The sequence below is a fragment of the Aureimonas phyllosphaerae genome (assembly GCF_900113065.1).
GTDB classification, from domain to species: Bacteria; Pseudomonadota; Alphaproteobacteria; order Rhizobiales; family Rhizobiaceae; genus Aureimonas; species Aureimonas phyllosphaerae.
In genome coordinates this window covers 373,154-385,919 of the sequence record NZ_FOOA01000002.1, presented here as the reverse complement: position 1 = coordinate 385,919, position 12,766 = coordinate 373,154, and the positions used below count along the sequence as shown (strand labels likewise).

12 protein-coding genes are annotated in these 12,766 nt (G+C 66.5%); 10 read left to right on the top strand and 2 right to left on the bottom strand.

Translation table 11 applies throughout. The annotated features are described in order from the left end of the window. Positions 1–219: 219 nt before the first annotated feature. Both BM175_RS04890 and BM175_RS04885 read left to right on the top strand, forming a co-directional pair. The gene (locus BM175_RS04890; protein ID WP_090960030.1) at positions 220–1,572 is read left to right on the top strand and encodes a long-chain fatty acid transporter; all 1,353 of its coding nucleotides are present in this window, start codon (positions 220–222) and stop codon (positions 1,570–1,572) included. Positions 1,573–1,935: 363 nt separating this feature from the next. After that, positions 1,936–2,751 carry a tetratricopeptide repeat protein gene (locus tag BM175_RS04885; RefSeq protein ID WP_090960229.1) on the top strand — a complete coding sequence of 272 codons (816 nt, stop codon included), beginning with the start codon at positions 1,936–1,938 and terminating at the stop codon, positions 2,749–2,751. On the opposite strand, the gene xth is transcribed toward BM175_RS04885, so the two are convergent. Together xth and erpA are read right to left on the bottom strand one after the other, a co-directional pair. Further along, positions 2,748–3,542, bottom strand: coding sequence for an exodeoxyribonuclease III (gene xth, locus BM175_RS04880; protein ID WP_090960028.1), 795 nt, complete (start codon positions 3,540–3,542; stop codon positions 2,748–2,750). The genes BM175_RS04885 and xth overlap by 4 nt on opposite strands. A gap of 59 nt (positions 3,543–3,601) precedes the next feature. Next, a complete protein-coding gene (gene erpA / locus BM175_RS04875; RefSeq protein WP_090960025.1) occupies positions 3,602–3,943 on the bottom strand; it encodes an iron-sulfur cluster insertion protein ErpA in 342 nt (113 codons plus the stop codon). A 137-nt stretch (positions 3,944–4,080) separates the two neighbouring features. On the opposite strand from erpA, the gene BM175_RS04870 reads away from it, so the two are divergent. The 8 genes from BM175_RS04870 to tatC all read left to right on the top strand — a co-directional run bounded on the left by BM175_RS04870 (position 4,081) and on the right by tatC (position 12,743). After that, positions 4,081–5,295, top strand: a complete 1,215-nt coding sequence (locus BM175_RS04870; protein WP_090960022.1) for a deoxyguanosinetriphosphate triphosphohydrolase — start codon at positions 4,081–4,083, stop codon at positions 5,293–5,295. 92 nt (positions 5,296–5,387) lie between these two features. Beyond that, positions 5,388–7,139: an arginine--tRNA ligase gene (argS, locus tag BM175_RS04865; protein ID WP_090960020.1), complete on the top strand. Its 1,752-nt coding sequence runs from the start codon at positions 5,388–5,390 to the stop codon at positions 7,137–7,139. Between the two features lie 97 nt (positions 7,140–7,236). Then, positions 7,237–8,769 (top strand): SPOR domain-containing protein, encoded by a 1,533-nt coding sequence (locus tag BM175_RS04860; RefSeq protein ID WP_090960017.1) that lies wholly within the window; start codon positions 7,237–7,239, stop codon positions 8,767–8,769. A 113-nt stretch (positions 8,770–8,882) separates the two neighbouring features. Further along, positions 8,883–9,908, top strand: coding sequence for a beta-N-acetylhexosaminidase (nagZ, locus tag BM175_RS04855; protein ID WP_244545861.1), 1,026 nt, complete (start codon positions 8,883–8,885; stop codon positions 9,906–9,908). A gap of 123 nt (positions 9,909–10,031) precedes the next feature. After that, positions 10,032–11,102 (top strand): ABC transporter ATP-binding protein, encoded by a 1,071-nt coding sequence (locus tag BM175_RS04850; RefSeq protein WP_244545860.1) that lies wholly within the window; start codon positions 10,032–10,034, stop codon positions 11,100–11,102. 38 nt (positions 11,103–11,140) lie between these two features. Beyond that, complete coding sequence (locus BM175_RS04845; protein ID WP_090960007.1) at positions 11,141–11,371, top strand: twin-arginine translocase TatA/TatE family subunit; 231 nt, start codon at positions 11,141–11,143, stop codon at positions 11,369–11,371. Between the two features lie 47 nt (positions 11,372–11,418). Then, complete coding sequence (tatB, locus tag BM175_RS04840; protein WP_090960005.1) at positions 11,419–11,934, top strand: Sec-independent protein translocase protein TatB; 516 nt, start codon at positions 11,419–11,421, stop codon at positions 11,932–11,934. Continuing rightward, positions 11,931–12,743 (top strand): twin-arginine translocase subunit TatC, encoded by an 813-nt coding sequence (gene tatC / locus BM175_RS04835; RefSeq protein ID WP_055883995.1) that lies wholly within the window; start codon positions 11,931–11,933, stop codon positions 12,741–12,743. The genes tatB and tatC overlap by 4 nt, the downstream gene beginning before the upstream one ends. Positions 12,744–12,766 lie beyond the last annotated feature (23 nt).

Genomic DNA, 12,766 nt, shown 5'->3' with positions numbered 1-12,766 from the left:
GCCGTTCAGGTTCAGCCCGGAGGCGAAACGACAGCATAAGTAATGACTTACCGCAGCGCGCTAGAGTTGTTCATTCATGCCGAGCAACTCCAGCGGTGCGTTTCGCCAACCTGTCGCCGTGCTTTCGCCTGTATTCCCATCTCTCGAGCGTCGTGACACGGTTCGTTCATACGGACGGGCAGGAGGAATGCCCGCAAGCGACGACCGGTGGGGGAAGGCATGAGCGGTTTCAAGACGCGCCTGGCGCAGACGACATTTCTGGTTCTCCTGAGCGCCAGCGGTGCACAGGCCGGCGGCTTCCAGCGCGGCACGGCCGACACTGATGTCCTCTACGAGGCGGCTCCGTTCAGCACGCGCCTCGGCTTCACCTACGTCAACCCGGCTCGCGGTTTCGAGCGCGTCAACGGCGTGTCAGGCGACTTCGGTGACTACACGGGCACCTATCAGATCCCCAGCGCGGCGCTGAAACTTGGCAACGACACCGTGGCCTGCGTCGGCAACTATACCGAGGCTTTCGCGGCGGAAGCGGACTACTCCTCGCTACCAGGCGGTGCGCAGCCGGCCGGCTTCCCCGGCGGGTCGCGGGTGCGTGATCTCGAGTTCGATTCCGACGAGATCAGCGGGACCTGCCGCGTCAGCTACAGTCGCGACGGGATGCGCTTCAGCCTTCTGGGCGGCGTCTTCGGCGAGGACTTCAACTTTAACGGCACGAGCCTTGCAGCGCGCAACCTTGGTCCCACCCTTCCGGGCGCCCTTCAGGGTGCGCTCGCGTCCTTTGGTGGCCAGCTCCTGCTGCCAGTCGCCCTGACGGCCGACACGAGCCAGGGCTTCTCGGCGGGTTACCGCATCGGCGCCGCCTTCGAGATGCCTGAGATCGCGCTTCGCGCACAGGTGCTCTACCGGTCCGAGGTCGAGCATGACGATATCACCGGCACGGGCACGTTGGTCGCATCCAACAACGCGTTCGTGCAGTTGGCCGACGGGCGGCAGCTCTCGATCCCGCAAGCGGCGGCCTTCCTGGCGCAACGCGGCATCAACGTACCGCCTGCGCTGATCTCGGCGCTGCCGACCGGCGGAACGGTGCTCGCCAACAACCTTCCGGCCTCGCTGAACACCGCAACGAGCCCACAGAGCCTCTACATCAACGCTCAGACCGGTATTGCGGAGGGCACGCTCCTGCTCGCTTCGTTCCGCTGGACCGACTGGAGCACGAATCGCGCGGTTGTCACCACGGTCGCCGGCAACTCCACCGTCAGCCCGTACTACTGGGACGACGGCTATACGGCGACCATCGGCATCGGCCGCGCCTTCAACGAGAACGTCTCGGGAAGCATCTCGCTCGGCTACGACAGCGGCGTATCGACCGGTGCGGAAACCACCTACACCGACCTCTACACTCTGTCGGGCGGTCTCGCCCTCAAGAATAACGACTGGGCCGAACTGCGCGTCGGCGGCTTGATCGGATATTGGACCGATGGCGAACAGCGTCGGACGAGCGGAGCCGTCTTCGACGCCGACGTCGGCAACGATTGGGTCTATGCCGCGAACGTCTCGCTGAAGCTCTCGTTCTGAGCCGAAGGGAAATTCTGTGGACGGCGGCATCGGGTGAGCACCGGTGCCGCCATTCGCGTGACCGAGGGTCGTGAAAGTGTTGAGCGCCAGCAACACTATTGCAGGCAAGCATCGCCTATAAGACTTGCCAAGAGAGAATGCCGTGCTGCCGCCATAAAGGCGGACCACCCACGACCTCGAAGCGCGGGGACGGACATTCGCAGGGCATGATGGCGCGAGCTGTTTTTCCGAACCTCGACGCGGAGGAGCGGACTATGAAATCGACAACCGACCGGAAGGGGCCGAATGGCCATCTTGGTCTCATCGGCCGTGGCATCGCGGCCGCGTCGACCTTCGGTTGTGCAAACGGTGCGGTTCGCCTTCATGCGGCACGCTGAGACGCTCCGCCTCGTTGGGCTGGTCGCGCTGCTCGTCGGCACCGTGCCGGCGCTCGCGCTCGATCCGTCTGCCAACCCCGTGCTGGAAGCGCCGAAGTCCAGCCCACGTGACGTCTTCTCGATGGGGTTTGCGGCCTACAAGCGCGGCGAGACGGCTGCGGCGATCGACGCGCTTCAGCATGCCGCCGAGCTCGGCCATCCCGGCGCTCGGTGGAAGCTCGGCCAGATGTATGCCGCCGGTGACGGCGTCGTCGAGGACGACTTCGAAGCGTTCAAGATGTTCGAGCAGATCGTGCGCGATCAGGAGGACGACACCGCGTCCTCGCCCAACGCCCCCTATGTCGTCAGCGCCGTGCTGGCACTGGCCGAATACGTGCGCTCCGGAATCTCGGGAACGCCAGTCAAGCCCGATGCGTCGCAGGCGCGCCAGCTCTACACCCATGCTGCCACCTATTTCGGCGACGCACGTGCCCAGTTCGAACTCGGACGGATGCTGCTGGCGGGCGAGGGCGGCCGGGCAAACCCGCGACAGGCCGCGCGCTGGCTCAAGCTGTCGGCCCATAAGGGCTATGCGAAGGCCGAGGCGCTGCTCGGCTACCTGATTTTCGACGGCGACGCGATCGCGATGCGGGCCGAGCCGGCGCGTGGCCTCGCGATGCTGACGCGGGCCTACAAGCTCGCGGCACCGAAGGATCGCGAGTGGATCCGTCCACTTCAGGAGGAGGCGTTCTCGCTCTCCTCCGAGGACGACCGCAAGACCGCGATCGCCTTTGCCGAAAGCGATCGCGGCCCCGCCAACTAGCGGAGCGCCGCCGGGTCGATCTCCACGACCACCGGCACGTGGTCGGACGGCTTCTCCCAAGCCCGCACATGCTTGTCGATCGCAACCGAACGCAGCGTCGCGGCGGCCTCGGGCGACAGCAACACGTGATCGATGCGGATCCCGTTGTTCTTCTGCCAGGCACCAGCCTGGTAGTCCCAGAACGTGTAGGTCTCCGCCTGATCGCTGGATGCGCGAACGGCGTCGGTCAGGCCGAGATTGAGAAGCCGGCGATAGGCCTCGCGGCTCTCCGGCTGATAGAGCGCGTCCTCGGCCCAGGCGGCCGGGTTCTTCACGTCCTCGGATTGGGGAATGACGTTGTAGTCGCCCGCCAGGAGGAACGGCATCTCCTCGCCGAGGCGACGGCGCGCGTGCGCCTCGAGGCGCTTCATCCAGGCCAGCTTGTAGGTGAACTTCTCGGTGCCGATCGGATTGCCGTTCGGCAGGTAGAGCGAGGCGAAGCGGAGCGTCCTGCCGCCGACCTCCCAGGTGCCCTCGATGAAGCGCGACTGCTCGTCCGTCGCGTCTCCCGGCAAGCCCCGCTCGATCGTGGCAGGAGGCTGGCGCGAGAGCAGGGCGACCCCATTGAAGCCCTTCTGGCCGTGGGTCTCGACGTGCCAACCTCGCGCCTTGAGATCGGCGCGGGGAAAGCTCTCGTCGACGCTCTTGATCTCCTGCAGCCCGACGATGTCGGGCTTGCGCTCGTCCAGCCACGCCAGCAGCGCCTCGGACCGTGCCTTGACGCCGTTGATGTTCCAGGTGGCGAGCAACATGGGCTGGGTTCCGGTCAGGAGAGGATGGGCGAGGCCATGCCCTCCGCCGACCGGGTCTGTCAAATCGCGAAGGACGTGCCGCAGCCGCAGGAGGCCGTGGCGTTCGGATTGCGGATCTGGAAGGACTGCCCCATCAGGTCGTCCACGAAATCCACCACCGAGCCGTCGAGATAGGCGAGCGAGGTCTGATCGACGAGGACGCGCGCCCCGTCCTTTTCGATCACGAGGTCGTCGCTTTCCGTGTCGTGCGTCAGGTCGAACTTGTAGGAGAAGCCCGAGCACCCGCCACCCTCGACCGAGATGCGCAATGCGTTCTCGGTCTCGCTCTTGGCGACGATCGCCTTGATGCGGCGGGCGGCCGCGTCGGACACGGTGATGGAATTGGCGAGCGTCTCGCTCATGGCTGACCCGGCGCCGCGTCGGCGGCAGTCCGGCCTCTTGTTGTTGGGGTCGTGTCGCTAAGGTATGGACGCGCAAGGGGAGGGTCAATCTCGCCTGCCTCGCGTCGCTCCGCCGGCGCCCAACATCGCGGACGGCCATGTCGGACTGGACGACTCATCGCATCGGAACCGGCCATGATGGTCTGGCACCCTTCGCCGTGCACGCGGACGCCTCGCGCGGACGGCTCGTCCCAGAGCCCGAAAGCCGCACGCGCACACCGTTCCAGCGCGACCGCGACCGGATCGTCCACTCCACCGCCTTCCGCCGCCTGAAGCACAAGACGCAGGTCTTCGTGGCCTACGAGGGCGACCATTACCGGACGCGGCTGACCCACACGATCGAGGTCTCCCAGATCGCGCGCGCCTTCGCCCGCGCGCTGCGGCTGGACGAGGATCTGACCGAAGCGATCGCGCTCGTCCACGATTTCGGCCACACGCCGTTCGGCCACGCCGGTGAAAGGGCTCTGGACCGCAAGCTCGCCGACTTCGGCGGTTTCGACCACAACGCGCAGTCACTGCGCATCGTCACCGCGCTGGAGCGCCGCTACGCCGATTTCGACGGCCTGAATCTGACGTTCGAGACGCTCGAGGGCTTGGTGAAGCACAACGGGCCGTTGGTCGGACCGAATGCCGACAGCGGCCATCCCGTGCCGCCGCAGATCATGGCGTTCGATGCCCGATTCCCGCTCGCGCTCGACAGTTTTGCCAGTCTCGAAGCGCAGGCGGCGGCGATCTCGGACGACATCGCCTACAACACCCACGATCTCGACGACGGTTTGCGCGCCGGGCTGATCGCGCTCGACGATCTGGAAGCGCTCGATCTGGCCGGGGATATCCTTCGCGAGGTGCGTGCCCGCCATCCCGATCTCGATCCAGTCCGCACGGGGCACGAGATCATGCGCCGGCACATCACGCGGCTCGTCGAGGACGTGATCGCGACGACACTGGAAAGCCTTGCCACGCATGCTGTCGCCAGCGTCGACGAGGTGCGCTCGGCGGGGCGCACCCTCGTCGACTTCTCGCCGACGATGCGCTCGCAAGTCGCGCAGACGCGGGCCTTCCTATTCCAGCGCGTCTATCGAAACCCGCTCGTCTTCGACACGATGCGGCAGGCCGAGCAGGTGGTGGAAGAGCTGTTCGACCGATTGGTCGAGCGGCCGGACCTTCTGCCAGTCGGGTGGAGCGGGGCTGCCGAGGGGCTGACTCCCGAGCGTCTGGCGCGTCACGTCGGGGACTATCTGTCCGGGATGACCGACAGCTTCGCGCTCGCCGAGCACCGCCGTTTGTTTGACGATACGCCGGATTTGCGTTAGCGCCGCCGCTCGCGGGATCATCCCCGTCATCGTTCCCAGCGCGCGCTGCCTTCGCCTCGGCTGAGCGCGCCCCGCCAAGACCGGATCATCTGATGAACATCTTCGCCGACTTCGAGCAGCGCATCCGGGAACGGGTCGAAGCGGTTCTAAATGCTCGCGGGAACGAGGGTGCCGACTTCTCGCGGATCGGGGTCGAGCCGCCGCGCGACCCGTCGCACGGGGACCTGTCGACGAATGCGGCGATGGTGCTCGCCAAGCCGCTCGACGCAAAGCCGCGCGACCTCGCCGATGCTTTCGCGGACGCCCTGCGGCAGGACGCCGACGTCGAGACCGTCGAGGTCGCCGGTCCCGGCTTCATCAACTTGCGCCTGAAGAGCGCCTACTGGACCCAGCACCTCCACGAGATCCTGGGCCGTGGCCTCGATTATGGGCGCGGTGAGGCGACGGGCCACCGGGTGAACGTCGAATACGTGTCGGCCAACCCGACCGGACCGCTGCATGTCGGCCATTGCCGCGGCGCGGTCGTTGGCGACGCGATCGCTAACGTCATGGCGTTTGCCGGAAACGAGGTCTCGAAGGAATACTACATCAACGACGCCGGTGCGCAGATCGAGGTGCTCGCGCGCTCGACCTTCCTGCGCTACCGCGAGGCGCTGGGCGAGGCGATCGGGGAGATTGCCGCCGGCCTCTACCCCGGCGATTATCTGAAGACCGTCGGCGCCGCGCTCGCGATCCGCTACGGGCGCGAACTTCTCGACCAGGACGAGGCGGAATGGCTTCCGACCGTGAAGTCCTATGCGATCGCGGCGATGATGATGTCGATCCGCGACGACCTGAAGGCGCTCGACATCACGCAGGACGTGTTCTTCTCCGAGAAGACGCTGCACGAGGGCGACCCGAGCCGGATCACCCAGGCCGTCGATGACCTTCGCGAGCGCGGCTTCGTCTACCAGGGCACGCTACCCCCGCCCAAGGGTCAGTTGCCGGAAGACTGGGAAGACCGCGAGCAGACACTCCTGCGCTCGACCGAGGTCGGCGACGACGTCGATCGTCCGCTGGTGAAGTCCGACGGCACCTACACCTATTTTGCGGCCGACGTCGCCTACTTCGCCGACAAGTTCGCGCGCGGCTTTGACGAGATGGTCTACGTGCTTGGCGCGGACCATGGCGGTTACGTCAAGCGGCTGGAAGCAGTCGCGAAGGCTGTGGCCGGCGATAAGGCGCATGTCGACGTGGTCCTATGCCAGCTCGTGAAGCTTTTCCGCAACGGCGAGCCGGTGCGCATGTCCAAGCGCGCGGGCGAGTTCGTGACGCTCGCCGACGTCGTGAATGAGGTGGGGCGCGATCCCGTCCGCTTCATGATGCTCTTCCGCAAGAGCGACGCGCCGCTCGACTTCGACTTCCAGAGGGTGACCGAGCAGTCGAAGGACAACCCGGTCTTCTACGTGCAGTACGCCCATGCCCGCGCCCGCTCGATCATGCGGCAGGCGGACGGCGAGGGGATCGACGTTTCGGCTGTCGCTACCGTCGACGCCGAAACCCTGTCGCTGCTGGCCGACGAAGGCGAACTCGCCCTCATCCGCAAGCTTGCCGAATACCCGCGCCTCGTGCAGGCGGCATCGCTCGCCAAGGAGCCGCATCGGCTCGCGTTCTATCTCTACGACCTCGCCTCGGCATTCCACGGACAGTACAATCGCGGCAAGGATCACCCGGAGTTACGCTTCGTTAAGGCTAACGATGCGACAACAAGCCTAGCGCGTCTCGGGCTCGTGCAGGCCGTCGCCTTCGTGATCGCCTCCGGTCTCAAGTTGATCGGAGTCCACGCGCCCGAAGAGATGCGCTGAACGGACCACGCTTTGAACAAGTTCGCCCCCTAGTGGCAGACCTCGTTCGACGGCACGGTCCAGGCGTACGGATCGTCTTGCGGAGTGGGGTCAGGTCATGAAGGACGCGAAGGATTTCGGCGGTCGCGGTGCGGGCGAGGGTGGCCGGTATTCCGATGCCGCGCGCCACATCGATCCCCCGATGACCAGCCAGCGCGGCGGTTCCTCGGCCTATGGCGGGTTCGAGCCCGTCGAGGTCGAGTCGGCCGAGTGGGAGAACTTCACCTACCAGCCCACCGGTGCAGCGCCTCAGGTCCAGGCCGTTTCGGCAGCGCCGCGCGTGGCCGCGGCGCCCGGCTCCCTGCCGCGCGGCATTCGCGGCAGCGGCGACGCCGATCGCCAGATCGACGAGGCCCTTCTCGGTCTCAGCATGCCGGCTCGCCCGCGCAACACCAATCCGGCGGAAACGCAGTCCTTCGCCCCTGCACGTGACGCCGAGTACGATCTTGAGCCGCGTCAGGCGATCACGCTCGACGACTTCGACGAACTCATCAATAGCGAACTTGCGGCCATGCGCGGCGGCCCCGCCCCGGCGCAGGTGCACTATGACGACGAGGACGTCGTGGGCTACGACGAGGCCGAGCCCGACTACGAGCCCTATGACGACATGCCGGTCCGCAGCCGCTCGCGCATGCGCAGCGTCATGCTGATGGGCGGCGTCGCGGTGGTGGCGATCGTGGCGATCGCGGGCGGCGCGAGCCTGATGGGCACCAGCGGTCCGACGTCCGCCGACGGCTCGATGCTGATCAAGGCGGACGCGGAGCCCTACAAGATCGCGCCGGTCGACCCCGGCGGCAAGACGATCCCGAACCAGAACAAGGCCGTCTACCAGAAGGTGGCCGGGGCGACGTCCGCGACAACGACCCCGAAGCAGAGCTCGCTGGTCACCGCGATGGAAGAGCCAATGGACATCGCCGAGGAGGAGGACGCCCCGGTCGATTCCCTGCCCGGCGTCGAGGTTGGCGACCAGATCCCGCTTCCCGGCGAGGAGCCGGCGAAGGAGGTCGCGGCAGCGAAGGAGCCCGCCGACGGCACGCTTCAGCCCCGCAAGGTGCGCACCCTCTCGGTGCGGCCCGACGGGACCCTGGTTGCCAGCGAGGTTCCGGTCGACGGCACCTCGCTCCTGACGGCGGCCGCATCCATGCAGGCGCATGCCGCGACGCTCGATCCGGTGGCCGGTATCACGCCGCAGATGCCCTTCGGCACCGACGAGGCCTCGCTGACGACCGCCTCGACCACGGCGCCGACGCCGGTGGAGGACGAGGAGCCGGCGGAGGTCGAAGCGGTCGCCGCACCCGCCAAGCCGGAGCCGCAGCGCGTTGCGGCGGTCGAAACGCTAGCCGGCGCGGATGCCTATTACGTCCAGATCGCATCGCAGCCGTCGCAGGCCGCCGCCGAAGAATCGCTCGCCAACCTCGGCAAGCGCTATTCCGGTGCCATCGGCGGCCGCAGCCTCGGCATCAAGGCGGCAGAGATCCCCGGCAAGGGTACCTTCTATCGCGTGCGTGTCGCCGCGGCGTCGAAGAGCGAAGCGAACAGCGTATGCGAAAGCGTGAAGTCGGCCGGCGGCAGCTGCTTCGTGACGCGCTGACGCTGGCCGCTGCGGCGACAATTGGAGGTCTGGCGGGCGATCGCCGGACCGGACCCCCTCGGCGCGACGCAGCCCCCGCGCCCAACGCTTCTATGCCCGGCGAGAATATGGCGATGAACGGATCGAAGGCCTGGATTTCCGGCTGTATCGGCCAGCGTCTCAACGCGGACGAGCGAGCCTTCTTCGCCGACGAGCGCCCGTGGGGCTTCATCCTCTTCGGTCGCAATATTGGCGAGCCGCAGCAAGTCCGCGATCTCGTGGCGGAATTGAAGGACGTGCGCGGCGGCGACGACGTTCCCATCCTGATCGACCAGGAGGGCGGACGTGTCCAGCGTCTCCGGCCGCCCTTCGCCCCGCGCTTCCCGCCCGCCGCCGAGATCGGACGCGTGTTCGCGACCGACGAGGGAGCCGGCCGACGCGCGGCGTGGCTGCAGGGCAGGCTCCTGGCGGACGACCTTCTCAGCGGCTACGGAATCAATGTGAATTGCCTGCCGTGCCTCGATCTCCCGGCGCCGGGCTCGCATTCGGTCATCGGCGATCGTGCCTATGCCGACAGTCCGGACGTCGTCGCCACGCTGGGGCGCGCTGCTGCGTCGGGCCTTGCGGCGGGCGGTGTGCTTCCCGTGATGAAGCATATTCCGGGGCATGGCCGGACCGAGGTCGACAGCCATCTGGAGCTGCCATACGTGCGTGCCAGCCGCGCGGAACTCGAAAGCCACGACTTCCTGCCGTTCGCCGAGCTTGCCGATCTCCCGGCCGGAATGACGGCGCACATCCGCTACGAAACGCTCGATCCGGATCGCCCGGCGACGATTTCGCCCATCGTCATCTCGCAGATCATCCGTGGGGCGCTGCGCTTTGATGGTCTCCTGATGAGCGACGACATGTCGATGAAGGCGTTGCAAGGCGACATGGACATGCTGGCGCGCGCCGCGATCGACGCCGGCTGCGATCTCGCTCTCCACTGCAATGGCGACATGACCGAGATGCGCGCGATCGCATCGGGCGTGCCGGAACTGAAGGGTGAGAGCCTTCGTCGCGCAGAGCGCGCCCATGCGGTGATCCGGGACGGCGCGCGGGAGCCGGCCGGGGAGGGCATGCGCGAGGAGTTCGCATCGCTTCTTGCCCTCACGGCTTGAGCCGCAGGCAACGAGACGTTACGTCCCGCTTCTAGCGAAGGTCGTGCCGACCTTCCGCGCTGACAGGCGAGCGGGATGCGAACGGACACGACGGAGCGACGGGACCCGCGCGATGCCGGGCGAATGAAGACCGGCGTGAGCTTTGCCGCCGATCTCGAGTTCCGCTCCATCGGCTTCCGCGCGGCGGGGCGCACGATCCTCTCGGACATCGACATCCGGATCCACGCCGGTCAGATCCTGTGTCTTCTCGGCCCGTCGGGCTCCGGCAAGACCAGTCTCCTGCGCATCGCATCCGGCATCGAGCGTCAGACCGCCGGCCAGATCTTCATCGGTGGGCAGGAGGTTGCGGGTCCCGATCGTTTCGTGCCGCCCGAGCAGCGTGGCGTGGGGCTGATGTTCCAGGACTTCGCGCTGTTTCCGCACATGACGCTGGTCGACAACGTCCGTTACGGCCTTCGCAGCCTGCCGCGGGAGATGCAGCGCGAGACGGCGACGGCGGCGCTGAGGCGCGTCGGTCTGGAGCATCTGGCCGAGACCTATCCGCACAACTTGTCCGGCGGCGAGCAGCAGCGTGTCGCCATGGCTCGCGCGTTGGTCCCGCGTCCTCAAGTTCTGTTGATGGACGAGCCGTTCTCCGGTCTCGACAGCCGGCTGCGCGACGAGATGCGCTCGGAGACCGTGGCTATCCTGCGCGAGACGCGGGCAACGGCCGTGATCGTCACCCACGATGCCGAGGAGGCCATGCGGCTCGGCGATCGGATTGCTCTCCTTCGCGCAGGCCGGCTCGTCCAGTACGGCACGGGGCGCGAGCTCTACCGGCAGCCGGCAGATCTGTTCGCGGCGTCCTTCTTTTCGGAAATCAACGTCTTACCGGCATCGGTTCAGGGGGGCACGGTTGTGTGTCCGCTCGGTGCCGTCGCAGCTTCGCCACGATCGGATGGCACAGCGATGACCGTCGGACTGCGCCTCGAAGGCGTGCGTGTCTCGCCGGACGAGGGTTCGGTTCAGGCTCGCGTCGTTTCGCGGCAGTTCGTCGGCAGGTCTGACCTCCTGTCGCTCGCCGTCGACGGCTTCGATCGAAGGATCCGGGCGCGGATCAGGCCGGGTGATCTTCCCGATGGTGTGCAAGAGGTCTTCGTATCCGTTGATCCGCAAGAGGCTTTCGTGTTTGAAGGCTCGGGTGGATCGGCTTGAACCGGATCTCGGGCGCGCCGCGCTCATAGGAGACTAGTATGGGTAGCTTCAGCATCTGGCACTGGCTCATCGTTCTCGCGGTGGTGCTGCTCCTCTTCGGCCGTGGCAAGATTCCCGAGCTGATGGGCGACGTTGCCAAGGGCATCAAGAACTTCAAGAAGGGCATGGCGGACGAGGATACCGCGGTCGTTCAGGAGCGTCGGACGCTCGAGAATCGTGACGGCGAGCCGCTTGTCACCGAGACGCCCGTCGAAAAGTCGCGGATCTAAGGCCGCTGGCGGCGTTCCGGCGCCGCCACGCCTGATTCGGTGCCGCCATGCTCGATGTTGGTGGACTTGAACTTCTCGTCATCGCGATCGTGCTGATCGTGGTGGTTGGCCCGAAGGATCTCCCCATGATGCTTCGGACCTTCGGCCGTGTCACATCGCAGATGCGGCGAATGGCGGGCGATTTTCGAAAGCAGTTCGACGAGGCTCTTCAGGAGGCCGAGTTGGATGAACTGCGCAAGACCGCCCAGGACGTCCGCTCGCTCGACCCGCGCGAGAGCATCTCGAAGAACCTCAATCCGATCCGTGCGGTCGGCGATGAGATCCGGTCGTCGCTGCGGGCCGCCACCGCAGCGCCGGTGCCGCGCGTGCCGGAGCCTGGCGAGGCCGCCGTGCCGGCCGAGCCGCCAAGCGTGATGACGCCGATGTCCTCCAACCCGAATGGGGCAGCCGCGCATGTCGACCTCGCGCCCGTATCGGCTGACGGCGAGACGAAGGTCGCAGGCAACGTGCCGCCGACCGTGACGAAGGTCGAAGCGCCCGCGCGCGCCGGAGAGAATACGTGAAGCGTTCGGAAGCCGACATCGAAGCCTCCTCCGCTCCGCTGATCGAACACCTGATCGAACTGCGCCGTCGCCTGATCTGGGCGATCGCCGGCTTCTTCGGCATGTTCCTGATCTGCTTCTTTTTCGCGAAGCAGATCTTCAACATTCTCGTCGTGCCCTACCAGATCGCCAGCTCCTGGGCCGGGCTCGATCCAGCCGCGGTGGAGCTGATCTACACCGCGCCGCAGGAGTATTTCTTCACGCAGGTGAAGGTCGCGGCCTTTGGCGGTTTCTTTCTTGCCTTCCCGGTGATCGCGATCCAGGTCTACAAGTTCGTAGCGCCCGGCCTCTACCGCGACGAACGCGCCGCGTTCATTCCGTTTCTGGTCGCGACGCCGCTCCTGTTCCTGCTCGGCGCCCTTCTGGTCTACTTCTTCTTCACTCCGATGGTGATGTGGTTCTTCCTCTCGATGCAGCAGTCGGGGGACGGAAGCCACGCGGCGATCTCGCTTCTGCCGCGCGTTTCGGAATATCTGTCGCTGATCATGACGCTGATTGTGGCCTTCGGTCTGGTGTTCCAGTTGCCGGTGGTCTGCTCGCTGCTGGTGCGCGCCGGCATGGTGACGGCCGATGGTCTCGCCGACAAGCGCAAGTGGGCGATCGTGCTGGCGTTCATCGTGGCGGCGGTGCTGACGCCGCCCGATCCGCTGTCCCAGATCGGCCTTGCGATCCCGGCGATCATTCTCTACGAGGTCTCGATCATCACGGCACGGTTGATCGAAAAGAAGCGAGCCGAGCGCCTGGCGGAAGCGGAAGCGCAAACGGAGTGATGCTCCGGCTCCGGTCCGTCCCG